The following is a 23,735-nucleotide window of genomic DNA, read 5'->3' as shown; positions in this document are numbered from 1 at the left end:
CTTCCCCTCAGAGTTGCGCAAAAATCACTCCCGACCTACCCTGTCGGCATGAAGGCGCGTCAAGACGCCTCAAAAATAACTGACCAAAAAATAACCTGTGGGAGGTTCCATTGAACAAGCTGTTTGCCGCTTCTTTTCTGCTGTCCGCCGGTCTGATCTCAACATCCGCAATTGCCCAGGACATCGCCGAAGACGCCATTCGAAAAGCCACCAGTGGCATCGATACCCAGGCCATCATCGACAACGCAGCCGAGACCAGAAACTGGCTGAACTACGGCCTCGATTACGCCGAGACGCGCCATAGCAAACTGAAGAACATCACCACCGAGAACGTCGGCGCATTGGGCCTGGCATGGCACCATGGATTGAAATCACGGCGCGGGGTCGAGGCGACGCCGATCGTGGTGGACGGCGTGATGTACGTCACGGCCTCCTGGTCCATCGTCCATGCCCTGGACGCAGTCACGGGTGAGGAACTCTGGGTCTACGATCCGGAGGTCCCGCGCGAGTTCGCTTTCAAAGGCTGCTGCGACGTGGTGAACCGCGGGGTCGCGCTCTACGAAGGCAAGGTCTTTGTCGGCGCCTATGACGGCTTCCTGCACGCCATCGATGCGGCGACCGGCAAGAGGCTCTGGAAAACCGACACCATCGAAAACCGCGAGATGTCTTATACCATCACCGGCGCGCCGCGCGTGATCAACGGCAAGGTGATCATCGGAAACGGCGGCGCCGAATTCGGCGTGCGCGGCTACGTCAGCGCCTACGATGCGAAAACCGGCGATCAGGCCTGGCGCTGGTACGTGGTGCCCGGCGATCCTTCCAAACCCTTCGAGGATGCTTCGATGGAAGCCGCCGCCAAGACCTGGGACCCAGCGGGCGAATGGTGGAAAGCCGGCGGCGGCGGCACGATCTGGGACGCCATGGCCTACGACCCGGAGCTGAACCTGCTCTATGTCGGCACCGGCAACGGCAGCCCCTGGAACCGCAATCTGCGCAGTCCCGCAGGCGGCGACAATCTCTACCTCGCCAGCATCGTTGCCCTGGATCCGGAGACCGGCGAATACCAATGGCACTACCAGAACACGCCGGGCGATAGCTGGGACTACACCTCTACCCAGCACATCATCCTGGCCGACCTGAAGATCGATGGCGAAGACCGCAAGGTGCTGATGCAGGCGCCGAAGAACGGCTTTTTCTACGTTATCGACCGCACCGACGGCAGCTTCATCTCCGCCGAGCCCTTCGTGAAGGTGACCTGGGCGACCGGCTACGGCGAGGACGGGCGCCCGATCGAAGCCGAAGGCGCGCGCTCGACCACGGAACCCTGGGAGACGGTTCCCTCCGCCTACGGCGCGCACAACTGGCACCCCATGAGCTTCAATCCGGAGACGGGCCTGGTCTATATTCCGGCGCAAGGCGTGCCGCTGGTGCAGACACAGGATGCGGCCTGGGAACTGAACAAGCACAAACCCGGTTCGGTCATGTCCGGGCTCGGCTGGAACCTGGGTTATCTCTTCAACACCGTCGCGCCGGAAGCCACGCCCTTCGGTCACCTGCTGGCCTGGGATCCGGTCGCCCAGAAAGAAGCTTGGCGTGCGGAATACGTTTCGCCCTGGAACGGCGGTACCCTGACCACAGCGGGCAACCTGGTCTTCCAGGGCACGGCCGACGGGCGCTTCATCGCCTACAACGCAAAGACGGGCGAGGTGCTCTGGCAGACCCCGGTCGGCTCAGGCGTGGTGGCCGCGCCCGCGACCTGGGAACACGAGGGCGAACAATACATCACCATCGCGGTCGGCTGGGGCGGTGTGTACGGCATGCTGCAACGCGCGACCGAGCGCACCGGTCCGGGACGGGTCTATACCTTTAAAATAGGCGGCACCGCAGAACCCCCGGCTTACGTCGAGCACGATCCGAAGACGCTGGTCGCCGGCCTGCCCTACAATCCCGATGACGTGGGACCGGGTGCCGCACTATATGTGGCGAACTGCCTCTTCTGCCACGGCGTGCCCGGGGTCAACAACGGCGGCAACGTGCCCAACCTGGGCTACAGCCAGGCCAGGACCCTCGCGGATGCCGAGGAGATCGTCTTGGGCGGATCGCTCAGCGGCAGCGGAATGCCGAACTTCAAGGACAAGCTGAGCGAGGATGACTTGGAAAAGGTCATCGCCTTCATTCAAGGCACTGCGGATGCGGTCAGGCCGAAGTGATCTGAAGGTTCAGGCGACACGGGGACTTGGTCTTTCTTGGCCTTAAGTCCCCGCTCCCTCTCAATGAGATCGTGATTTCGACAAAAGATGTGAATCCGTTCTAGTGTCCGCGCCAGCCTGGGCCCAGAACACAAAGCGCCTGTCCGACCCCCATGATGGTCAGGCCCACCGCAACGGCGGCGAAGAGCGCGGTGACCTCCCAGGCAAGGGAGACCGCCACTGCGCCGATGCCCGCGACCGTCAGGAAGCGGATAACCGTGACAGAGACCGGCAGAACCATGCGGCCGTTTCCCTGGCTGGCGAAATAGAACGCCTGCCCCGCGCCGAACAGACCGTAAAAAGGCGCCGCGATGGCGAGGTAAGTGACACCATAGGCATAGGCGCCGGGATCCGCCGTAAAGAGATCGAGCCAGAGACCGGGCAGGATCGCCACAGAGAGTCCCAGCGCGCCGGTGAGTACCAGGGTGATGCCGGCCCCGGCAAAGGCAAAGCGGCGCGCGCGGGCAAATTGGCCGGCGCCCACGTTGATGCCGACCGCCGCCGTCAAAGCTGCGCCCACCCCAAAAGCAATCGGTACCAGCATCAGTTCCAACCGGGCCCCCAGTCCGTAACCGGCCAGCGCTTCGGTTCCGTAGCGGCCGACATAGCCGGTGATCACGACCACGGTCATGGCCATGCAGGCACTGTTGATGAGACCGAGACCGCCGACACGCATGATGTCGCGAAGAGGTGCCCATTGCAGGGCGTGCGGGCGTAAGCGCACACGCCCTTTGCCGCGAAACAAATGTGCGGCGAGATAGGCCGCGGCAGATCCCTGGCAAACGACCAGCGCGGTCGCAGTGCCCGGCACGCCTAGCGCCGGAAGACCGAACCAGCCCAACGTCAAGGCACCGGACAAAAAAACCTGCAGGATGCTGGCGGCCGCGATGGCGCGGGCCGGTGTCGCCGTGTCGCCGGTGCCCCTGTGGATCGCGGACAACACAAAAATGAACCATATGGCCGCCGCACCGCCGAAGGCGACCCGGGCATAGGCGACAGCACCCTCGAGGGCGTCGCCTTCGCCCCCCAGAAGCTCGAATATGGGCCGGGCGAACAAACCCAAAAAGATCATGAAAACCCCGGACCCGGCGATCCCGATCAGCACCGCATGCCAGGCCGTGCTCTCGGCCCGCTCGACCTCCGCGGCACCAAGGGCGCGGGCCACCGCCGAGGTTATACCGCCGCCGATCGCTCCGCCGGCCATCATTTGCATCAGGCTCAAAAAGGGAAAGGCGAGTGCCAAACTTGCCAAAGCCGCAGTGCCCAACTGCCCCACATACCAGGCATCGGCGAAGGTCACCGCTGTCCACAGCGCAACCGCAACGACGTTGGGTGTCGCCAGACGCCAGAGCACCTTTGCGATGGGTGCGTCTAATATGAGTTGAGTGCCTGGCGCATGAGACCTGGACAAGCTGTTATTTCCCTTAGAACCGACGCTGACGGCAGGCAGTATTAATGGCAGCTATGCTCCATTCCCGACAGTTCATTGCAAAGACAATCACCCGCTGCTGGCCGGGCCGCCGGAGAGCTCCGCAGCGACCAGCGTGCCAAGAGGGGATAAAGATAGTTGAAAAGACACCAAAGACAGTTTCGGTCAAATCAATCTCGCAAAATTCTGGCACATACCTTGTTGGCAGCAAAGATGCGAGTTTCAATAAGGTCAAGGCTAGTGTGATGTTTCTGAAGTTCACCGCATAATGTGCGGCGAGTTTTAGAGACTGAATCACACTAGGCTCAATGAGTGAGTGTGCCGTTGAATCTGAAATTCAATGAGGTGAATTTCAGATTCGGGATACTAGGCCCAACGACTCATTGCGCAATCTACTCTTACGGCAGCACCTTAATGCCACCTTTTTCCGAAACAGCGATAACAAAACGATCGCGAAGCTGCGGCGTGCTCACAAAGCCCTGTGTAAAGGCAGTGTAAATTGTATACCCACCAATTTCCCGATAACCCGCTTCACTTGAAATCTGAATCCCGTTCGACAATTTCGGGATTTTCGCGAGCACATTGGAAGGGACGAACAGCTTCTTATCACGGAACTCGATTGTCAGTTCCTGAAACCTGCCATTGCCGTTCTTGTCACCACTGACAACTATGGGCCCGTGTTTCCAATGGGCAGATGTCTCGAGACGAAACGTGGAGATCGGTTCGAGGCCTTCCGGGGACGCATTGGCTACTACCGCGCTGAAGACCAGGCAAACAAGAACAATGCCGAAGAGTGTCTTTAATGAATTCGCCCCTGAAGTGTCTTTACAGGAAAAAAAGTCGCGTCTAACAGAGTCTGCCCGGTTCGTCATACTTCTCTTTTTGGCCCTTGTGCGTTGTAGGCTCTGAATAAATCCTCGACGCTGACCCCGGCGATGGTCATGCCCTTGAAGTTGCAGTTCCGAGTAATCTCGACATCGGCAAGACTGATGTTGTCAAAGCGTGCGCCGGCCAGGTTGATGTCAGCAAATTTTGCGCCGGCCATGTTCGCATTCTCAAAGACCGCATCTTTCAACGAGACGTCCCTGAAGGCGGCGCCGCTGAGATCGGCGTCGATGAAGTTCATATCGGAACCGCCGCTTTCCCCTTTCGCCTTCTCGCGGGCGCGTCGGTTTGGGTCAGAGGGTTTGAGCCTGCCGCCCAGTTGTCCTGTCAGTTGCGTGACCGCAAGATTGCTGCCTGCCGCCCAGGCACCGATATCGAGCTCCACCGGGGTGGCGTCGCCGCCCACACCGACCAGCATTTTCCGTTGAGCGGCATCACAGACGAGGCTGTGCAGCGTACCGCCGCCACGCGTATAGCCATGGGCGAAAACGGTCGAGCGAGAAGCATTGAGCCGAAGGAATAGGTCCGCCGCCGTGGTTCGATCACGCGACCAGATCTCCAAAGTCGGGAGCCGCCGGCAGGAACTGGCGTTGCGACGGTTTTGGCTTTGCAGTTCCGGGGACTGGTAGTGATTTGTGCAGGCAAGCTCCCTGCCCTCGCGCACGGCGATCCCGGCAGGCGAGGCTTCGACCACGGCCGCCTTGCCTTGCGCATCGGTGATCGAGTAGTTGAAGCCGAGACCGTGCGGCAGGCGTTTGGCCAGATCCACCGCTTCCGCCGTGGTTGCGCATTGATCCAGCAGAATCCGCACGATCAGAATACTGACCAGCCCGGGCTGCCAATTGGCCTCGTTCACGTAGTGCAGTCCGACGCAAAGGCCATGCTCGTTCATACCGTCGTCCCGCCCGGTGAATCGGTCGGAAAAGCCGATGTTGGCATTCACACCCTCGGGCTGAACGGCGATCAGCAGGCGATCGTAGCGTTTCGGACTGAAGTCGTAGTTACGTCCGTAGAGCCCACCGGTCATCACCGCGGAACAGCCGCGTTTGGGATAGCGCAAACGGCCATTGGAAAATTCCGCCACCGCGCGTTCCAGAGAGATTTTAAGCCCGTCCGCGAGGCCGTGTAACTCCTCCCAGATATTGGGCGCGTAAGCGTTGAGCGCGGCCTCCGCGTTCTTCAGGCTGAAGCCGAAAGGCCAGCGTTCCTTGCGACGCTTGAAAGCGCGCCCGCGGGGTGTCTTTCGAAAACCCTCGGCGACCTGCAGCCCAGTGTCATAGGAACTGCCTCTGCAGGTCAGAACATCGACGCTCCATTGCTGTGTCATCCGCGACTTCCGATTTTCCTTGGGGACCGTGCAAAGCAAGACACGGCGATCGAGTCGCAGAGTATCCTGATTGGGAAGCGCCGATCCAATCAACTTAGGCGTGGAAGAGAGATTCGACCTGTCTACAGGGTCTGGTCGCTTAGCGTCTGCCTTACCCGTCGCCGAAGTGCTCCATCCTGGCATCCCCCGCCGCGCGGATTTCCGCCGCGGCCGCGGACAGCAGTGCGGTCACCGCCTCAAGCTGTCCGGCAAGGCGTTCCCGATCGTCGGTGTACTCAGGCCGTTCGATCTGAGCCTGCAGCATCTCCCGCCCTATCCAGGCGATATGGCGGGCGTACTCACTGGCCGCGACATGCTTGGGGTCGGCCAGATATAGCTGATCGAAGCGGGTGAAATCGGGCACGCCGATCTCGCGTGGAACATAGCCGTTCACAAGCGTGATGCGTTCCCCGGCCTGCCGCAGGCCCTTGGCCCGGTGCGCGACCATGTTTCCCTGCTGCAGAACCGCGTGCCCCGCCCCGGGAAGACTTGGAGAGATAACGCGATCTGCCGGCAAAGGCTCTCCACGGCCAGTGATCGCCTGCATCTCGTTCTTGGTGCCCTCGAAATACTGGAACTCCCCACCCTCGACCTCATTTGGGTCGGTCACGAAGAGAACGTAATCGATCCGCAGCGTGTCGGTGTGCCACTTGTCGACATTCTCGCCTACCGTCTCGGGGTTATAGTTCAGATGGCCGAGCTGATGGGGAATAGAGTGCGGCAGCACTTCGCAGCCGCAGATACCGGAGACCGCTTCCGCCACCTCCGGCGACAGGCAGAAGTCCCGCAGGAAACGGGACTGATACACGCCGCCGCGCACGAGACGCGGGATCCGGTCATTGCTGCGGGCATAGCGGGCAAGGCTGCGCGCCACCTCCTGCAGGCAGGCCACGCCCTCATCGCTCAAAACCCGGAAGCAGGAGGTGATGCCCAGATCCGTGGGGCAGTCAGCAATCTCCCCAGGCGTGTATCCGAGTTCTTGCAAAGTGACAATCGTCTCGGGCTTCTCCAGCGCTAGATGAGCGCCCGGCTTGAACTCGGGCTCTTGCTCCAGACGCGGAAAACCTTCCGGAAGCTCGGTTGGAAATGCAAGTGGCTCGGCGCGCGGCATGAGGCTCTCCTCTCCAGATCACAGGGAGAGACTACGCAGGCGCAAAACCATCGACAAATTGATTATCAGACAGTTTTTCATTAAAATCTTTCATATGATAAAAATCGAATGGCGCCACTACCGGATCCTGCTGGCCATCCAGGAAAGCGGGTCGCTCACCGCGGCAGGCAAGGCTGTTGGCCTGACTCAGTCCGCCGCCAGTCATCAGGTCAAGGAGGCGGAGCGAAGGTTGGGTGCCAATCTGGTCCTGCGGCGCGGACGCTCGCTCCGGCTGACCGAGGCTGGTAAGGCCCTCGCCGATGCCGCGGCAGCCTGTGCTCCCCTTCTGCTGGAAGCCGAAACCAAGGCGCGTGAGGTGAGCCTCCGCGTCTGGCAGCGCCTGCGCATCGCTTTCGGTCCTCAGGATGGATTGAACTGGGTTCCCGATGTTGGCGATTACCTGCGAACAAATCCCGACCCCATGCAACTGGATCTGATCGCGGCGGGCCCGGGTCAGGCCACGGACTGCCTTCGCCGCGACGAGGCGGATCTGGCATTAGAGGTCGGACAGGTTGCTTTCGCAGGGCTCAAACGCAGTCACATTTGCGACGACGAACTGCTGTGTATCTTCGCGCAGGACTCGGCGCTCTGTCCGGCGCTTGACCCGACCTTAGCCGATGAGCCGGTTACCGCGCAGGAGATCGCAAACCAAACCTATTTCGCGCATTCCCTGGTGCCGCAAGCCGGTTTCGAACTGGAGACCTTCTTCCGTCCCGCCGCCGATCGCCCGGCTCACATCGCGCAGGTTCAGTCGATACCCGCCATCGTCGCGCTGGTCGCGGCCGGACAGGGCGTGAGTATCCAGCCGCGCTCAGCGGTTGCCGCCGCGATTGAACGCAACGAGATTACAGGCCGCTCCCTGGCCCCCACGCCGGTCCGGCAGCCCTGGTTTCTCTACGCAAGGCCGGAGGTCATCGCACAACACGGCGAGCCGCTTTTCGCAGGTGTCGCTGAAGCTATCGCGCCGCACCTCGCCGCCTCTCACCACGCGCGGCCCTGAAAAACGCGCATGATATCGCTGAAGCCGGAGAAGACCTGCTGCGCACCCGCTGCCCTCAAGCGGTCTTCCAGATCGGCATCGGCATGTCCGCCCCCGGTGAAGCCCCAAACCTCCATCCCCGCCGCGGCGGCACTGCGCACACCGTTTACGCTGTCCTCGATGGCGAGACACCGGCCGGCATCGACCTTGAGCCGCGACGCCGCAAGCAGGAATAGATCGGGCGCGGGTTTGCCGTGCGCGACGTCATCGCCTGAGTAGATGTGGGGATCGAAACGGGCATCAAGGCCGGTGATCTCAAGCTTTCTCCGCAAGATGGGACCGGAACTCGAAGAAGCGACAGCAACCGCGCCGTCGTAGCTCTCCAAAAATCCCTCCAAGCCGTCAAACGACGTGAGTTCAGATTCGTAGCGGGCCAGGCATTCCCTCTTCAGATCTTCGAAAAACGGCTCAGGCAGGGGGCGATCGTGCAGCGCCCTGTGATCCCTCTCGAGCGCAATATGAAAGTCCTGGCTGGTCAGGCCCACGAAACGGCTGAGGTAGTCAGTGGTGTCGTACATCAGCCCCACGCGCGCCAGATGTTCGCGCTCAACCGCAATCGCGATCCGTTCCGAATCCACAAGAACCCCGTCGCAGTCAAAGATGATCGCACTCTTCGTCATTCGCTTATTTCGCCCCAATCATTGGATGGGTTTCAATTAGTCCGACCTCGTCTTCTTTTGCAATCAGAGACTTGCACGACCCACCCTCTCTCCTAGATACTGTATGCACACGCCTCATTTGCGGTTCCCTGGCGGACTTGCGCCACCAGGATGACGCAGCAAGGAGTGGCGCCGGAAAGAACAGTGCGCAGAAAGCGTCCGATAAAACCTGGGAGTAAACAGTGGACCTGAAGGCATTCAATTCTTCGCTTGATATGTCATCGCCACCAGCCGGCTATAGCCTCCCGCTTCAAGCCCTCTGGTATCAGGCCAAAGGAGACTGGGACAAAGCCCACCAGCTTGCACAGGCCGATGACAGCAAGGCCGGCGCCTGGGTGCACGCCCATCTGCACCGCGTCGAGGGCGATGCCTCCAACGCCGCTTACTGGTACCGGCGTGCGGGTCAGGACGTTCCCGCAACCTCCCTCAGCGGCGAGTTGCAAAGCATCGTCGAGGCGCTGGATTAACCTGAGACCACTTGCGGGTCGGCGTAAGATCTTATCGCCACCTCTCTCCAAGTGAACACATCACTTGCCTGCCTCCAACGCCTTCTGACGACGCGCCGCCAAGGCTTCGCGATGCGAGATATAGGTTGCCGCACCAATGACGATCGCGCCGCCCAGGAAGACGAAGGGATCGAGACTCTCATCAAAGAGCGCCATGCCCAGCAGCGCCGCCCAGACCAGTTGAAGGAACATAATAGGCTGGGTCACGGTGATCGGCGCGGCCCGGAAAGCGCGGGTTTGTGTGTAGTGTCCCGCGGTCGCGAAGACCGCCGTCAGCGCCAGCCACATGAGCTCTTCCAGGGTGGGATCGCGCCACTGCAGGATCGCACCAGGCAGCAGGACAATCACACACACGACCGAGAGCATGCCAACGATCGCCGAGGGATCCGCCCGGTCGGTCAGCTTCTTTGCGATGATGAAGGATGCGGCGAAGAGAGGTGCCGCCACCACCTGCGCCAACTGTCCCGAGTTAATCTCCTGAAAGCCCGGACGCAGGATCACCAGGGATCCGGCGAGACCGACGAGAATGGCCAGCGTCCGGCGGAGCTGCAAGCGCTCGCCCAGAAAGAACGCGGCTGCGATGGTGATATAGATGGGTGCCGTATATCCAATGGCAGTGACCTCGGCGATCGGAATACGGGCCATGGCATAGAACCAGAGCATAACGGCAATGCCGTGCACCAGCCCGCGGAACCCGTAGAGCTTCAGCAGTCCCGGTTCCATGCGCTGCTTGGTGAGCTTGACCAGCACCGGCAGGATCAGCAGCAAACCGAAGCAGTAGCGGATGAAGGCCGCCTCGATCGCCGGCATGTCGGAGCCCAGATGACGCACGATCCCCGTCACGGCAACAAAGAGAAAACCGGTCAAGAGCATCCAGCCGACGCCCTGCAGCACATTGTTCCGGGGCGCCGGGACGGCGGCTGGCTCAAGTGGTGCGGCAGTCTTGGTCTGATCCGATGGCACTTGGTGGGCTCTGTTCAATCAGGTGGAGTGTGATTCCTGTTCCTGACGTATCTTGCCAGGAGGGATCCCACTTGAATCTGCGATCACCACGCCGAGGAGTGAAATCGAGAAACGGAAAAGGCTTCGCGTCAAGACGGGATGCGTCTTTCTACGTTGCCATCTTTTAGTGTCGGGTTAGCCGAATTGCTCTCAGGTACATAAGTCAGTCACTATGAAAGCCTCGACCAACGAGTGCAACGAGAAAGCATTTTTCGCGCTCTGAGATGCATTAAAGTGCAGCACAGTCGCATTCTGGCTTTGGTTTCAAGAGAAAGGGGAAGCTGTAACACTTCCCCTCTCGACCGGATCATCGCAAATCTGCTCTCGCAGGACCTTACTGGCCCTGAGAAATATTCCAGACCGCATGACTCCAGGCACCTTCCGGAGCCTTGGTAATCACAGGCGTTGAAGCATTGCCCAGCAGCACATCGACCGTACGCTGATAGTCGGCGGGATCCAGGAAGCCGATGCCTTTGTCGGAGCCGGCAACCAGCTTGTTGATCTCACGCACCATGCGCTGCTGATGCTTCTCGGTCTGTGCGCCGGTGGCGTCGTTCTCGAGCACGATCTCAGCCGCTTCATCCGGATTGGCCGCGGCGTATTCCCAGCCCCGCACGGAAGCCGCGACGAACTTGGCCATCTTGGAGACGAAGGCTTCGTCTTTCAGGTTCTCTTCCAGAACGTAGAGACCGTCTTCCAGAGTGGCCACGCCCTGGTCCTCGTACTTGAAGACCAGCAGGTCTTCGGGCGCGAGGCCGGCATCGATGATCTGCCAATACTCATTATAGGTCATGGTGGAGACACAGTCCGCCTGCTTCTGCAGGATCGGGTCGACATTGAAGCCCTGCTTGAGGACCGTAACACCATCCGCGCCGCCTTCGGTCGGAAGACCGAGTTTGCTCATCCAGCTCAGGAAGGGATACTCGTTCCCGAAAAACCAGACACCCAGGGTGCGGCCTTTAAAGTCGGCGGGCGACGTGATGCCGGAATCCTTACGGCAGGTCAGCATCATGCCGGAAGACTTGAAGATCTGGGCGATGTTGACCAGCGGCACGCCCTTCTCGCGCGATGCCAGCGCGGAGGGCATCCAGTCGATGATCACATCGGCACCTCCGCCGGCGATCACCTGCGGCGGTGCAATGTCGGGCCCGCCCGGCTTGATGGTCACGTCGAGACCGGCCTCCTCATAGAAGCCCTTGTCCTTGGCCACGTAGTAGCCGGCGAATTGCCCCTGAGTGACCCATTTCAGCTGTAGTGTCACTTCCTCAGCAGCCTGCGCCGCAAAAGCCGACAAGCCAACCGCGGCCGCGGCGGCAAGCAGTATAATTTTTTTCATTAAACCTCTCCTGTTATTATCCCTGCATGACGATCCGCTTTTCTGTGCCGGATCGCCCTTTTCACCAGTCGCTTCGTTGTTGCTCCGTCGATTCTCTCGTTTTTTGGGCGCCGACCGGTTTGTCTTACCCTCCCCTGCGCCGATAAGAAGGATGCCAGAAGGTCAGGCTGCGTTCCAGCATTGCCAGACCACCGTAGAACAGCGACCCCGACAGCGCGGCAATCGCAATGGTCGCCCAGACCAGGTCCACATTCATCCGCCCGACCTCAGTCGAGATCCGAAAGCCCATGCCGACGATCGGTGTCCCGAAAAACTCGGCCACGATCGCGCCGATCAGGGCCAGTGTCGAGTTGATCTTCAAGGCGTTAAAAATGAAGGGCAAGGCCGAAGGCAGCCGCAAAAGCAGCAGCGTTTCGAAATAACTCGCCGCGTAGGAGCGCATCAGATCCCGCTCCATCCGCCCCGATGCCGCCAGCCCGGCAATGGTATTCACCAGCATGGGGAAGAAGGTCATGATGACTACCACCGCCGCCTTGGACTGCCAGTCGAAGCCGAACCACATCACCATGACCGGCGCGATGCCGACGATGGGAATGGCGCTGACGAAGTTGCCCAATGGCAGAAGGCCCCGCTGCAGGAAGGGTACGCGGTCGACCAGGACCGCGACCAGCAACCCGGCACCACAGCCCATCAGGTAACCGGGTATGACCGACTTGATGAAGGTCTGATAAAAGTCCGCCCACATGGTACCGGTGCTGCCGCCCATCACCTCCCCGATTGCACTCGGTGACGGCAGCAGCACACGCGGCACCCCAAACCCCTCGACCAGAACCTGCCAGAGGTACAGAAGCCAGAACCCGAAAAGAGCGGGCACCAGCAAGGCGAAAACCGTGCTGGCCTGAGGCGATGCCCCGCGCAGATCCGAGAGCAGCGCCATCGCCCGCCAGGCAACGAAGGCGAGCGCAAAAAGATAGAGCCAAAGGCCGACGCCCAGCTCGAACCCGGTTTGTCCTTCCGCCGCAGCCGCTATAGCGGCGAGCGGCACAAAAGCTCCGGCAAGAAGACCCGCGACCGCAACCCCCGCCGCCTGGGCGCCGCCGCGTCCGTTCCAGAGACACCAGAGCGCGCAGAGCGAAGCGATGCTCAGTGCGACTGTCGCCGAGACTCCGCTGAACCAGGTAAACCCGCCGAGCTGCGAATCGATGACCACACTCAGCGCCGCCAGGAGCAGGAAAACCGCCAGCGAATTGATGCGCAGAGTCATCGCGCACCTCCCGCATGGATCACACCCATGTGGCGCAGGACGAACTTCTCGGCCACGCCGACCAGCGCCACCAGCAACCCGGCCAGGATGGAAGCCGTGACCAGCGCCGACCAGATTTGGATCGTCTGACCATAGTAAGAACCGACCAGAAGGCGCGCCCCAATGCCCGCCTGCGCGCCGGTCGGCAACTCACCGACGATGGCGCCGACCAGGCTGATCGCAATCGCGACCTTCAGGCTCGCAAAGAGAAAGGGCACCGATGAGGGCCAGCGCAGTTTCCAGAAGACCTGCGAGGCCGAGGAACTGTAGGTGCGCATCAGATCGAGCTGCAGCGGATCGGGCGACCGCAGGCCCTTGACCATGCCGATGGTCACCGGAAAGAAGCAGAGGTACATGGAGATGATCGACTTGGGCACCAGTCCGGTCAGACCGATCGCGCCCAGGACCACGATGATCATCGGCGCGATGGCCAGGATCGGAATGGTTTGGGATGCGATGACCCAGGGCATCAGGCTCTTGTCCAGAGCCTTCACATGTACGATCCCGATCGCAAGCAACATTCCCAGGGCCGTGCCCATGGCAAAGCCGAGCAGGGTCGAGGAAATCGTGACCCAGGAGTGATAGACCAGGCTGCGCTTCGAGGTGATCTTCTTGCCGAGGATGGTGTCGTTCATCTCGACCAGCACCTGGTGCGGCGCGGGCAGGATCGGCCGCTCCATCGCCCAGGCATCGTCGGTTAATTGCCCGAAGGTCCACTCGGTATCATTGCGCTCGTAGCCATCGATCAGACGCGGCGCGTTGAGGTAGACCGCACCGGCGTACCAGATCAGAACGATCACCAGCAACATGACCGCGACCGGTCCGGTCTTGCCACTCATGACACGCGACAGCAAACCCGGCTGCCGGACCGCGGGTGCTGCGCTGGAGGGGTCGGCGACCTCAGTCGTCATAGCTGTGTCCCGCCCGCAGCCCCTCGCGCACCCGGTGGGCGATCTCCAGGAATTCGGGAGTCTCGCGGGCATCCAAAGTCCGGTCGGGCGGCAGATTGCAGTCGATCACATCGATGATCCGGCCCGGGCGCGGCGACATCACCACGATCTTGGAGGAGAGGAAAACCGCCTCCGGGATCGAGTGGGTGACGAAGACCACCGTCTTTTGGGTTTTCTCCCACAAGCGCAGAAGCTGCTCGTTCAGATGATCCCGTGTGATCTCGTCCAGTGCGCCGAAGGGTTCGTCCATCAGCAGCAGATCCGGTTCAAAGCTTAGCGCGCGGGCGATGGACACCCGCTGCTGCATGCCGCCGGAAAGCTGCCAGGGAAACTTCTTCTCGAAGCCTTTGAGGTTGACCAGTTCCAGGTACTGCGCGGCTCGCTGCGCCTGTTCGTCCTTGGAGAGCCCCATAATCTCCAGCGGCAGGGTCACGTTGCGGTCGACCTGCCGCCAGGGATAGAGCGCGGGCGCTTGAAAGACGTAACCATAAGCCCGGTTCAGACGCGCGTCCCGGGGTGTAACACCGTTGACCGTGATGCGGCCCTGGGTCGGCTGCTCCAGGTCCGCGATCACCCGCATCAGCGTGGTCTTGCCGCAGCCCGAAGGCCCGATGAAAGATACGAATTCGCCCTGCTCGATCGTCAGGTTGACGTTCGACAGGGCGTAAACAGGTCCGTCCGCTGTCTGGAACGTCAATGACAGCTGTTCGGTCTCCACCACGGAGTTTCCGGCGCTCCGGTTCGCCGCCGCGGGTTCGGCTTTCACCGCCACGTTTTGCATTCCAACCTCAAATTTCCGGCCCGGCGCAACAGCCAGGCTCTGTCCCCCAGATCAATCCTCTTCCGCCCGATGGCCGCTTTGACGCGAGCGCTTTTTCTTGTTCGAGAGCTTTATCAGAGAGTCGCGCGGGCCACCATGGCCTGCAGCAGCACATTGCAACCGGCCGCCAGATCTTCCGGCGTGGCATTCTCAACCTCGTTATGGCTGATGCCGTCTTCACAGGGCACGAAGATCATGCCCGTCGGCGCAACACGGCTGATATAGCAGGCATCATGTCCGGCCCCGGAGATGATATCGCGATGCGCGAAGTTCTCGCTCTCGGCTCCGCCGCGCACGGCCTTTACACAATCGGCATCGAAGGCGATGGGCGGGGAATACCAGATCTCCTTGAGATCCAGCTCCAGGCCATCTTCGGCGCAGACCTTCTCGCAGACCTCCTTCAGCTCCGCCGCCATCGCCGAGAGGGCTTCGTCTTCGGGATTGCGCAGATCGACCGCAAAGAAGACCTCGCCCGGAATGGTGTTGCGCGAGTTGGGGCTGACCTGCATCAGGCCTACCGTGGTCACGGCATTCGGCGCGTACTTCATGGCAATGTCGTTGACCGCCGTCACCACCTTGGACGCGCCGAGCAGCGCATCCTTGCGCCGGTTCATGGGGGTCGTGCCCGCATGGGATTCGGCACCGGTCATGGTGACCTCGAACCAGCGCTGGCCCTGCGCGCCGGTGACCACGCCGATGGTCTTCTCTTCGGCCTCCAGGATCGGCCCCTGCTCGATGTGGGCTTCGAAAAAGGCACGGATCTTACGGCCACCGACCGGCTCGCTGCCCTTGTATCCGATGCGCTCCAACTCCTCGCCCATGGTCTTGCCGTCCAGATCCGCACGGCTGTGACCGTACTCCAGATCGAAGACACCGGCGAAGACGCCGGAAGACACCATAGCCGGGGCGAAACGCGAGCCTTCCTCATTGGTCCAGACGGAGGCCTCGATGGGCGCATCGGTCTCGATGTTGAAGTCGTTCAGGGTGCGGATGACTTCGAGGCCCGCCAACACACCGTAAACGCCATCGAACTTGCCGCCGGTCGGCTGGGTGTCCAGATGACTGCCGGTCATGACGGGGGGCAGCCTGTCGTCCTTGCCCGGGCGGCGGGCGAAGATGTTGCCCATCTGATCGACCTTGATCGTACAGCCGGCCTCTTTGCACCAGTTGACGAAGAGGTCGCGGCCCTCCTTGTCCAGGTCGGTCAAGGCCAGGCGGCAGTTCCCGCCCTTTTCCGTGGCGCCGATCTTGGCCATCTCCATGAGGCTGTCCCAAAGGCGATCGCCGTTAACCCGCATATTCTGCATCTGTCGTCCCCGAGTTTTCCGCGGCCCTCATCTTGGCGTGAGTGGCCGCATCCCTGTAATTCAGCCGATTTCCGGCCTTGCTTGTTCGTCCTGCAGCTATCGGCGGTTATTCCGCCGCCTTGATGTTCGCCGGATTACGCGGATCCTGCAACCAGTTCATGTAAGGCTTGCCATTGTCGACCTCGACCATGGTGATGCAGTCGTCCACGGGACAGGCCAGCATGCAGAGATTGCAGCCGACGCACTCCGGCACGTTGACCTCATAGTGCCGCTTACCGTCCACGCGCTTGGCGAAGATCGCCTGATGGGAGGTGTCTTCGCAGGCCACATGGCACAGGCCGCACTTGATGCAGAGGTCCTGGTTGATCTCGGCCACGCACTCGTAGTTCATGTCGAGCTGGTTCCAGTTGACCACGTTCGGCACCGCCGCACCGCGGAAGTCGTCCAGGTTTTTGTAGCCCTTGGAGTCCATCCAGTTCGACAGGCCGTCGGCCATGTCTTCGACGATCTTGAAGCCGTAGTGCATGGCCGCCGTGCAGACCTGAACCGACCCCGAGCCCAGGGAAATGAACTCGGCGGCATCGCGCCAGTTGCTCACGCCGCCGATGCCGGAAATCGGAATGCCCCCGCACTCCGGATCGCGGGCGATTTCAGCGACCATGTTCAGGGCGATCGGTTTCACCGCCGGGCCGCAGTAGCCGCCGTGTGCGCCCTTGCCGCCAACGATGGGCGTCGGCGCCATGGCGTCCAGATCGACGGTCACGATGGAATTGATGGTATTGATCAGCGAGACCGCGTCCGCTCCGCCTGCCTTCGCCGCGCGCGCAGGATGCAGGATGTTGGTGATGTTCGGGGTCAGCTTCACGAAAACCGGCATGCGCGTGTACTTCTTGCACCAGCGCGTGACCATCTCGATGTACTCGGGCACCTGCCCGACCGCAGAGCCCATGCCGCGCTCGGACATGCCGTGCGGGCAGCCGAAGTTGAGCTCCACCGCATCCGCTCCGGTGTCTTCCACCAGCGGCAGGATGCGCTTCCAGCTTTCCTCTTCGCAGGGCACCATCAGGGAAACGACCATGGCCCGGTCCGGCCAGTCACGCTTGACCTGCTTGATCTCGCGCAGGTTCACATCCAGCGGCCGGTCGGTGATCAGCTCGATGTTGTTGAAGCCGGCCATGCGGGTGCCGTTGTAGTTCACCGCGCCGTAGCGGGAGGAGACGTTGACCACCGGCGGATCCTCGCCCAGGGTCTTCCAGACCACGCCGCCCCAGCCCGCCTTGAAGGCGCGCACGACGTTGTATTCCTTGTCGGTCGGCGGCGCAGACGCCAGCCAGAAGGGATTGGGAGATTGCACGCCGGCAATGTTGCAACGAAGATCAGCCACCTCGACCTCTCCTATATTTTTCAGCCCCTTGGAGCCACCTGTTAATAAAGTTTCTTAACGAATTGCACTTGACGGCAGCGTCGTTTTTCAGCCGCCCGGTTTTTAACTGCGCAGCTTCCGGTCGATGGCCGCGGCGGCAACCTTACCGTCCTGAACCGCCACAACTGTCAGGTCGTCTCCGGTCACGCAGTCACCGCCGGCCCAGACATCCGGCAGCGAGGTCTGACGGTCTTCGTTGACCGCGATCCGGCCGCCGTTCAGTTCGAGCACATCGGCTGAACCATTCACCAATGGCGTCGGCACAAAGGTTTGTCCGATCGCTTTGAAGACCTGGTCCACCAGCAGCGTGAAGTGATCGCCGGTTCCCATCAGGCGGCCGTTGTCGTCGAGCTGCGTATATTCGAACTCGATTTCCTTCACCTGCCCGTCCTTGCCGATCAGTCTGGCCGGTTGGGCCCAGTGTTTGATCTTCACGCCGTTGAGCTGGGCGAAGTCCTGTTCGTGCCAGGTGGCGTTCATGTTCTCCTTGCCGCGCCGGTAGACCAGCGTGACATCTTCCGCGCCCAGGCGCCTGGTCTGAACGGCGATGTCGATGGCCGTGTTGCCGCCGCCGATCACCACGACCTTGCGGCCCACGGGAAGCTTCGAGAGATCTCCGCTCTGGCGCAGCTCGGCGATGTAATCGACCGCATCCACAACACCCGCCAGGTCTTCGTTTTCAAGCCCCAGCGCGTTGACCCCGGCCATGCCCATGGAGAGGAACACTGCATCATAGTCACGGCGCAGGTCACTGAGAGAAAAGTCTTTCCCGATCGCCTCACCGCACCGCAGTTCGATGCCGCCGAGCGAGAGAATGAACTCCACTTCCCGCTGCGCGAAATCATGCGGCACCTTGTAGGCGGCGATGCCGTATTCATTCAGACCGCCGACCTTGTCGCGCGCTTCGAATACCACGACGTCATGACCCAGCATCGAGAGCCGGTGCGCCGCCGAGAGACCGGCGGGACCGCCGCCGACAACGGCGACCGTCTTCCCGCTGGAGGGCGCACGCTCGAAGACTTCCGCACCGCTTTCGAACAGCCGGTCCGTGGCGAAGCGCTGCAGCTCGCCGATCTTGACCGGCTTTTCTTCCTGGGTGTTGCGGACGCACTCCCCCTCGCAGAGAATCTCTGTGGGGCAGACCCGTGCGCAGGCACCGCCCATAATGTTCTCGCTCAGGATATCAACCGCAGACCCCTTGACGTTGTCGGTCGCGATCTTGCGGATGAAACTCGGAATATCGATGCCCGTCGGACAGGCCTCGACACAGGGCGCATCGTAGCAGTAGTAGCAGCGCGACGCTTCGATCACTGCACGTTTGCGGTCGAGCGGCGGATGTACATCGTTGAAGTTTTCGACGTAATCATCAGGACGCAGCCGTCCTGCCTGGATATCAGCAGAAGCCGTCATCTTTCGGTCCCAGTATGTCTCTGTTCAAACGTATTCTTGTGGCCGGACTTTTGCCCGGCCCTGTTGTTGGCAAAAAGGTTAGTCAAATTCTGACCATATGGTCAACTTTTTTAAACTCACGAAATTTTATGCTTAATATCAAAAGCTTAAATATTGCGAACGCGTCTCATTATTACTTGAAATTGCCCCCGCAACAGCGAATGATGTCTCACTCGCGGCCTCTGTGTGAGAGAAGGAATTTTGCTTAGGCTGTGTCTGCCGTTATGCTTGTGCGGTAAAGATCGGCGGAGACCGACCTTGAGCCGGGCTGCCGGTCTCTGTGTCAAGCCGGTCTCTGCGCAAATAAGAAAAGTCGGAAAATCATGACGGAAGACATAAGGCGCGATGAAGCGCCGGGGGAAACGCACAGCGGTGATAGCACCGCGACCAGCGGCAGGAGTTCCGGGAAGACCGGACAGATCAGGGCGCGCAACAAGGCCAGGATCATTTCCGCCGCCGAGGAGGTCTTTGCCGCAAAGGGCTACGCGGGCGCGACAACCGCTGAGATCGCTACCAGGGCCGGTCTGCCCAAAGCCAATGTGCATTACTATTTCAGCACCAAAGAAGCGATCTACCGGGCGGTCATCGACAACATTCTCGATCTTTGGCTGGAGCCCTTTCAACGCATCACGGAAGACGACGATCCCGCCGAAGCGCTCGCCATCTATATCCGCACCAAAGTTATGCTGTCGCGCGACAAGCCCCTCGCCTCGCGCATATACGCCAACGAGATCATCCGGGGCGCGCCGATCCTCGCGGACTATCTGGGGACGGATCTGCGCGAATGGGTCGCGGAAAAATCCGAAGTGCTGCGCAAATGGGCGGACAAGGGCCTGATGGATCCGGTCGAGCCCGCCCATCTGCTCTTTCTGATCTGGGCCTCGACCCAGCACTATGCCGACTTCCAGGCCCAGGCCAAAGCCGTCCTGCACCACCGCGATCTGACCGAAGAAGACTTCGAGACCGCCGTCCAAACCATCACCCGCGTGGTTCTGAAGGGCTGCGGGGTCAAGACAGGTTAAAGTGGGACAGGTGACAGACCGCCCTCAGTTTTTATAGCCATCCTGTTCCCTGAGGCCGCTCAGTTTTCCGAACAGCCGGCCATCCGTGCTTCCAGTGCCGCACCCGCTTCTATGAAGTCAGCGGTGATTTGCGCAAAGGCTCCCCCTTCCGACATTTCGCTTCGGACAAAGCTGCGCATAGCGGGCCAGTCGGGATGGCCCTGGTTCCTGCCTTTCAGACGCTCCAGCCGCACGCTTTGCTCCCGGTATTCGGTGCTGTTGGCGGTCATCCGGTCAAGATCCTCCTGCGTCCAATCGAAGTTCCGGAACCTGGAGAGTCCGTTTTTGCCGTCCACGCGCTCCGGGGCGGTGGTGAGCAGGTAGTCCACCCGCGCAAACCGCATCTGGGCAAGAAGAAGCTGGAGGTCCCGATTGATATCTGCGAGCTCCGCAAACTCCGGCCTCCGATCGACGATCAAATCCCTCAAAGCGCGCTGGTAAGCGGTTTTCGCTTCGAGGTCGGCGTCGGCGATCTCACCCAGGCAGGTTGTATAGGCATCGGCAGCGGCGGGCCCGGCTTTGACGAAGGCCAAAAGCAGGAAGCCGCTCAGTGCAAGAGCGAATTTGCTGTCAGGCATAGCCCAGGTATCCCAAGACAAAAGATCTCGCGACGCTACGTGGAGGTTCTTTGTAAAGCGTAAATGACGCAACGTTTTGGCACGGTTTTTGCTACCTGTAAGCGAATTCGAGTGAACCAGAGGACATCCGTCATGATGCCGATTCAAGCGGGATTTTTCGTCAACTCTGCAAGTTTCAGAGGAATCGACCCGAGCTCTCTGAAAAAAACCGGCGGCAGCGAAGCTTCCGAAGCAAGTTCTCACAGCTACCAGGCGCAACAACAGAAGTACCTGGAAGCGCACTATACCAACCTCAACAGCACCTCAAACCAGGCAGCCCTTCAAGACTACGCAACAGTCAGCGTGAATGGAAAAGTTGTTGCAAGAATAGACAACAGCGGCTCCATCGAGACTTCCAACGGGCTCGGATCGAGCCTGTTCGGCGACCTGCCAAACGCCGTGAACGGCAAATCCGGCCCCATGCTGGCCCAGGCACGCGCGGAAAGAATTGCCGAGCTTACGGGTGGCAAAGTGGAAATATCTGCCGCTGCCCTGACCCAGGCAGAGTTCGATGCCCTGCCGCAATACGATGCAACCCTGACCGTGGCCGCCACGCAGAAGGATCCAGTGTACGAGCAACTGCAGCAGCCGCAGCAGGCCCTGAGCGAATTCATGACGCAGCTGATCGCGCAAGAAAGCGATGATGCCAACGCCACATCCAGCGATGCCGCCACCGAGTTCCTGGATTACATGAGTAAAACCCCGGAAGAGAGGTTCTTCGCGGCTTTCCTGAAAGAGGAGGGCCTGACAGAAGAGCAGTTTGAGAAGCTGCCGCCGAAAGAGCGCGCAGCCCTCATGCAGGACTTCGAACAGGAGATGAAGGACAAAACCTTAGAAGGCGTTGCTGAAAATATGGACAGAGCCACTTAGCACCAGCCTCTTTCCTCCAAGAAGAAGGGTCAGCAAACCAGAAAGTTGAAGCCGACACCTATCAAAGTCCGCAGCGCTCTACCAAACACTATATAGCGACGACGGCACATGAACTTTTGGTAGAAAAATCAAACTCAAAGGACCCGCGTTAAGCTTTGCATAACCACTGACGTAGATTCTGAGACAATTGCCGTTCATACGTTGAAAAAAGTGAGGCTGGCTCTCCTATGACGACGCAGAATACTCCTTCACCTCCTGGGCAAAAGCTCAGCGACAAGCCGTTGTCGAAACGAAGACAGCTTGCCGTCAAGTTGGGAGAACGTCTCGAGGGTGAGTTGAGCGATTCGGAGCGCGATGTCGCCTGGGGGATCGCACGGCAACTGATCGAGGATACCTCCCAGGCGGTTCGTGAAGAACTCGCGATCAGCCTCTGCAACCGGCCCGACCTGCCGAAGGAGCTCGGTTACATGCTGGCGCGTGATGCCGAGCGTGTTTCCGCGGCATTTCTTGCCAAAACCCCGGTCTTCAAGGACGAGGAACTCTGCGAGATCGTGCGCGTGGTTTCCAACAAGGTCCGCAAGGCCATCGCAGGCCGCCCGGCGCTCGAAACCGCTCTCGCCGACCTTCTCGCACAGGTCGGAGATGCCGGCGTTGCGGATATCCTGATTACCAACAAGGGCGCTCAGATCGGCATCTCCGGATACCGGGCAGTGATCGACCGCTTCGGGCACGAGCCCAGCCTGCTGGAGAAAATGGCAATGCGCTCACAGCTGCCGGCCAGCCTGGTCTCGGAATTGGTGGGCTACGTCTCGGAAGCAACGCGGATCTTTCTGGAAGAGACCTACGAGGTTCCGAAAGACATCGCGGAAAACATCGCGGAAGAAACCGAATCGGCCGTCCTACTGCGTCTGGTCGATGCACAGAAAAACGACGAAGCGGAAGCGCTTTTGCGGGTCATGTACAACAAGGGTCTCCTGAACCGCACGCTTTGCCTCTTGATCGCGCGCCGCGGCAACCTCTTTGCCTTTTCGACAGCCGTGTCGCTCCTGACCGACATTCCTGCGAAAAACATTGAGCTGGTCCTGCGTCAGGGCGCCGCCAATGCCATCGAGCAGGTGTGTCAGCGCGCCAAACTGCCTGAGTTCGCGAAGAAAGAAATCGTCGAACGCATCCTATCCTCCCGCAAGAGCGGATCCGGTGGCGCCGCGGCTCGGGGTGCAGTCGCCTGATCGCGTGACCGCGCTATTACAGGACATCCCATATAGGATATCCCAGAACCCCGATCCGGCTGTGATCCCAAACAGGGCCTACTTGTTCCCAATATTCTGATGCCGCCGGACCCGCTGCACCAGCTTGTTGTACTCCGCCTGCTCGCATTCGGCGAAGGCCTGACTTCCCGGCGTTAAACCGCGCTCGTCACGGCACACCCGCTCGGACGTGGTTTCACAGGCCGCGAGCGGCAGTGCCATAAGGGTGATGATCAGAAAAGAACGCATGACAAATGGGATCCTTTGCGAATTAACGACATCTAAACTAAATCCCGACCCAGACGTGAACCGCGACGCCCACGCTTCTGTAGATATGGGCGAGGTCCAACGGTTTGGAAAGCGTCACAACCACTTGCATTTGCGTTACCACTCGGCCATTCGATCTGAATTTCATCGACACCGCATCAATACACGCTTCAGTATATGGAAGTTCATGTCTCCGTTTCAGATCATCAGGCGTACATTTCATGTCCTTCCCCACAGAGTTACTGGTCGCCAAAGGCGGCGAACTGACAGGCTATCTGTTCGAAAACAAGAATATCGGGTTTCCGCGGACACTCTTTTTTGTCTCATACATCCATTTCGAAGAAGTCCAATATCTTGATGAAGACTTTGAATGTTCCCTGAACTCGGAAGACATCCCCTTCACGGGGCGCGACTGGCGAAGCCTCGAACAGATCGATTTCACCGCCGCAAAGGCGATAGAGCAGATCAATATGTCCTTCTATGACGGCGAACATCACTTCTGTCATGACATCAAGGGCAAGTTCACCTACCTCGGCGAGGATAAGTACAAAATTCGGCAATCGGCCAAGATCGACTACATGGGGTACGACGGAGACGACGCTCACCCCAACCTACCTGTGAGCGCCGAAGCAATCCTGACTTTCGACGGCATTCGCGTCGGCAAGGACAATCTGTCGAAACCCGCTTCGGCAACAGACGCAAAAGAGGCTTTGGCAGAATTTCTGGATCTCGACTTGCTCCAAGATCCCGATGAGTCTGAGTGGCACTATAATTTCAAACCTCGTTGGTAACGGCCGCAA

General features: G+C 60.1%; 22 protein-coding genes. 7 read left to right on the top strand and 15 right to left on the bottom strand.

The features are described from left to right. Positions 1–110: 110 nt before the first annotated feature. Complete coding sequence (locus FKG95_RS19755; RefSeq protein WP_218940271.1) at positions 111–2,210, top strand: PQQ-dependent dehydrogenase, methanol/ethanol family; 2,100 nt, start codon at positions 111–113, stop codon at positions 2,208–2,210. A 100-nt stretch (positions 2,211–2,310) separates the two neighbouring features. Here FKG95_RS19755 and FKG95_RS19750 read toward each other — a convergent pair whose 3' ends face one another. The 4 genes from FKG95_RS19750 to FKG95_RS19735 form a co-directional block, all read right to left on the bottom strand. Further along, on the bottom strand, positions 2,311–3,660 hold the full coding sequence (locus FKG95_RS19750; RefSeq protein WP_142898137.1) for an MATE family efflux transporter: 1,350 nt from the start codon (positions 3,658–3,660) through the stop codon (positions 2,311–2,313). A gap of 416 nt (positions 3,661–4,076) precedes the next feature. Then, the gene (locus FKG95_RS19745; protein ID WP_142898136.1) at positions 4,077–4,550 is read right to left on the bottom strand and encodes a hypothetical protein; all 474 of its coding nucleotides are present in this window, start codon (positions 4,548–4,550) and stop codon (positions 4,077–4,079) included. Beyond that, positions 4,547–5,890, bottom strand: a complete 1,344-nt coding sequence (locus FKG95_RS19740; RefSeq protein ID WP_179954186.1) for a C45 family autoproteolytic acyltransferase/hydrolase — start codon at positions 5,888–5,890, stop codon at positions 4,547–4,549. Before FKG95_RS19740 ends, FKG95_RS19745 begins: the two co-directional genes overlap by 4 nt. A gap of 151 nt (positions 5,891–6,041) precedes the next feature. Next, positions 6,042–7,040 carry a hypothetical protein gene (locus tag FKG95_RS19735; RefSeq protein WP_142898134.1) on the bottom strand — a complete coding sequence of 333 codons (999 nt, stop codon included), beginning with the start codon at positions 7,038–7,040 and terminating at the stop codon, positions 6,042–6,044. 94 nt (positions 7,041–7,134) lie between these two features. Between FKG95_RS19735 and FKG95_RS19730 the strand changes: the two genes are divergently transcribed. Next, on the top strand, positions 7,135–8,079 hold the full coding sequence (locus FKG95_RS19730; RefSeq protein WP_179954185.1) for a LysR family transcriptional regulator: 945 nt from the start codon (positions 7,135–7,137) through the stop codon (positions 8,077–8,079). Here FKG95_RS19730 and FKG95_RS19725 read toward each other — a convergent pair. After that, entirely contained in the window at positions 8,061–8,738 is a 678-nt protein-coding gene (locus tag FKG95_RS19725) for an HAD family hydrolase (protein ID WP_142898132.1), read from the bottom strand. The two genes, FKG95_RS19730 and FKG95_RS19725, sit on opposite strands and share 19 nt — an antisense overlap. 221 nt (positions 8,739–8,959) lie before the next feature. Here FKG95_RS19725 and FKG95_RS19720 point away from each other — a divergent pair, with 221 nt between their 5' ends. Then, positions 8,960–9,244: a hypothetical protein gene (locus tag FKG95_RS19720; protein WP_218940270.1), complete on the top strand. Its 285-nt coding sequence runs from the start codon at positions 8,960–8,962 to the stop codon at positions 9,242–9,244. A 60-nt stretch (positions 9,245–9,304) separates the two neighbouring features. Here FKG95_RS19720 and FKG95_RS19715 read toward each other — a convergent pair whose 3' ends face one another. The 8 genes from FKG95_RS19715 to FKG95_RS19680 form a co-directional block, all read right to left on the bottom strand. After that, complete coding sequence (locus FKG95_RS19715; RefSeq protein ID WP_218940269.1) at positions 9,305–10,246, bottom strand: DMT family transporter; 942 nt, start codon at positions 10,244–10,246, stop codon at positions 9,305–9,307. A gap of 373 nt (positions 10,247–10,619) precedes the next feature. Further along, positions 10,620–11,621 (bottom strand): ABC transporter substrate-binding protein, encoded by a 1,002-nt coding sequence (locus FKG95_RS19710; RefSeq protein WP_142898131.1) that lies wholly within the window; start codon positions 11,619–11,621, stop codon positions 10,620–10,622. 124 nt (positions 11,622–11,745) lie between these two features. Further along, positions 11,746–12,885: an ABC transporter permease gene (locus FKG95_RS19705; protein ID WP_142898130.1), complete on the bottom strand. Its 1,140-nt coding sequence runs from the start codon at positions 12,883–12,885 to the stop codon at positions 11,746–11,748. Next, a complete protein-coding gene (locus FKG95_RS19700) occupies positions 12,882–13,763 on the bottom strand; it encodes an ABC transporter permease (RefSeq protein ID WP_142898322.1) in 882 nt (293 codons plus the stop codon). Before FKG95_RS19700 ends, FKG95_RS19705 begins: the two co-directional genes overlap by 4 nt. A 61-nt stretch (positions 13,764–13,824) precedes the next feature. Further along, positions 13,825–14,655 carry an ABC transporter ATP-binding protein gene (locus FKG95_RS19695; RefSeq protein WP_142898129.1) on the bottom strand — a complete coding sequence of 277 codons (831 nt, stop codon included), beginning with the start codon at positions 14,653–14,655 and terminating at the stop codon, positions 13,825–13,827. Positions 14,656–14,768: 113 nt separating this feature from the next. After that, entirely contained in the window at positions 14,769–16,001 is a 1,233-nt protein-coding gene (locus tag FKG95_RS19690; protein WP_142898128.1) for a Zn-dependent hydrolase, read from the bottom strand. A 106-nt stretch (positions 16,002–16,107) separates the two neighbouring features. After that, entirely contained in the window at positions 16,108–17,385 is a 1,278-nt protein-coding gene (preA, locus tag FKG95_RS19685; RefSeq protein WP_142898127.1) for an NAD-dependent dihydropyrimidine dehydrogenase subunit PreA, read from the bottom strand. A 102-nt stretch (positions 17,386–17,487) separates the two neighbouring features. Next, complete coding sequence (locus tag FKG95_RS19680) at positions 17,488–18,834, bottom strand: NAD(P)-dependent oxidoreductase (RefSeq protein ID WP_142898126.1); 1,347 nt, start codon at positions 18,832–18,834, stop codon at positions 17,488–17,490. Positions 18,835–19,196: 362 nt separating this feature from the next. On the opposite strand from FKG95_RS19680, the gene FKG95_RS19675 reads away from it, so the two are divergent. Continuing rightward, a complete protein-coding gene (locus FKG95_RS19675) occupies positions 19,197–19,895 on the top strand; it encodes a TetR/AcrR family transcriptional regulator (RefSeq protein WP_142898125.1) in 699 nt (232 codons plus the stop codon). 59 nt (positions 19,896–19,954) lie between these two features. On the opposite strand, the gene FKG95_RS19670 is transcribed toward FKG95_RS19675, so the two are convergent. Then, positions 19,955–20,512 (bottom strand): hypothetical protein, encoded by a 558-nt coding sequence (locus FKG95_RS19670; protein WP_142898124.1) that lies wholly within the window; start codon positions 20,510–20,512, stop codon positions 19,955–19,957. A gap of 132 nt (positions 20,513–20,644) precedes the next feature. Between FKG95_RS19670 and FKG95_RS19665 the strand changes: the two genes are divergently transcribed. Next, entirely contained in the window at positions 20,645–21,421 is a 777-nt protein-coding gene (locus FKG95_RS19665) for a hypothetical protein (protein ID WP_142898123.1), read from the top strand. A 281-nt stretch (positions 21,422–21,702) separates the two neighbouring features. Beyond that, a complete protein-coding gene (locus tag FKG95_RS19660) occupies positions 21,703–22,650 on the top strand; it encodes a DUF2336 domain-containing protein (protein WP_179954184.1) in 948 nt (315 codons plus the stop codon). A 78-nt stretch (positions 22,651–22,728) separates the two neighbouring features. Here FKG95_RS19660 and FKG95_RS19655 read toward each other — a convergent pair whose 3' ends face one another. Then, complete coding sequence (locus tag FKG95_RS19655; protein WP_142898121.1) at positions 22,729–22,917, bottom strand: hypothetical protein; 189 nt, start codon at positions 22,915–22,917, stop codon at positions 22,729–22,731. A 239-nt stretch (positions 22,918–23,156) separates the two neighbouring features. Between FKG95_RS19655 and FKG95_RS19650 the strand changes: the two genes are divergently transcribed. Beyond that, on the top strand, positions 23,157–23,726 hold the full coding sequence (locus FKG95_RS19650) for a hypothetical protein (protein ID WP_142898120.1): 570 nt from the start codon (positions 23,157–23,159) through the stop codon (positions 23,724–23,726). Positions 23,727–23,735: the final 9 nt, after the last annotated feature.

The organism is Denitrobaculum tricleocarpae (genome assembly GCF_007004665.1).
GTDB lineage: Bacteria > Pseudomonadota > Alphaproteobacteria > Kiloniellales > Kiloniellaceae > Denitrobaculum > Denitrobaculum tricleocarpae.
This window is presented reverse-complemented; position numbering and strand designations above follow the sequence as displayed.

Coding starts and splice junctions, on each gene's coding strand:
- FKG95_RS19745 (WP_142898136.1), bottom strand. CDS start 4,550: ATGACGAACCGGGCAGACTCTGTTAGACGCGACTTTTTTTCCTGTAAA.
- FKG95_RS19740 (WP_179954186.1), bottom strand. CDS start 5,890: ATGACACAGCAATGGAGCGTCGATGTTCTGACCTGCAGAGGCAGTTCC.
- FKG95_RS19735 (WP_142898134.1), bottom strand. CDS start 7,040: ATGCCGCGCGCCGAGCCACTTGCATTTCCAACCGAGCTTCCGGAAGGT.
- FKG95_RS19730 (WP_179954185.1), top strand. CDS start 7,135: ATGATAAAAATCGAATGGCGCCACTACCGGATCCTGCTGGCCATCCAG.
- FKG95_RS19725 (WP_142898132.1), bottom strand. CDS start 8,738: ATGACGAAGAGTGCGATCATCTTTGACTGCGACGGGGTTCTTGTGGAT.
- FKG95_RS19710 (WP_142898131.1), bottom strand. CDS start 11,621: ATGAAAAAAATTATACTGCTTGCCGCCGCGGCCGCGGTTGGCTTGTCG.
- FKG95_RS19705 (WP_142898130.1), bottom strand. CDS start 12,885: ATGACTCTGCGCATCAATTCGCTGGCGGTTTTCCTGCTCCTGGCGGCG.
- FKG95_RS19700 (WP_142898322.1), bottom strand. CDS start 13,763: ATGAGTGGCAAGACCGGACCGGTCGCGGTCATGTTGCTGGTGATCGTT.
- FKG95_RS19695 (WP_142898129.1), bottom strand. CDS start 14,655: ATGCAAAACGTGGCGGTGAAAGCCGAACCCGCGGCGGCGAACCGGAGC.
- FKG95_RS19690 (WP_142898128.1), bottom strand. CDS start 16,001: ATGCAGAATATGCGGGTTAACGGCGATCGCCTTTGGGACAGCCTCATG.
- FKG95_RS19680 (WP_142898126.1), bottom strand. CDS start 18,834: ATGACGGCTTCTGCTGATATCCAGGCAGGACGGCTGCGTCCTGATGAT.
- FKG95_RS19675 (WP_142898125.1), top strand. CDS start 19,197: ATGACGGAAGACATAAGGCGCGATGAAGCGCCGGGGGAAACGCACAGC.
- FKG95_RS19670 (WP_142898124.1), bottom strand. CDS start 20,512: ATGCCTGACAGCAAATTCGCTCTTGCACTGAGCGGCTTCCTGCTTTTG.
- FKG95_RS19665 (WP_142898123.1), top strand. CDS start 20,645: ATGATGCCGATTCAAGCGGGATTTTTCGTCAACTCTGCAAGTTTCAGA.
- FKG95_RS19655 (WP_142898121.1), bottom strand. CDS start 22,917: ATGCGTTCTTTTCTGATCATCACCCTTATGGCACTGCCGCTCGCGGCC.
- FKG95_RS19650 (WP_142898120.1), top strand. CDS start 23,157: ATGTCCTTCCCCACAGAGTTACTGGTCGCCAAAGGCGGCGAACTGACA.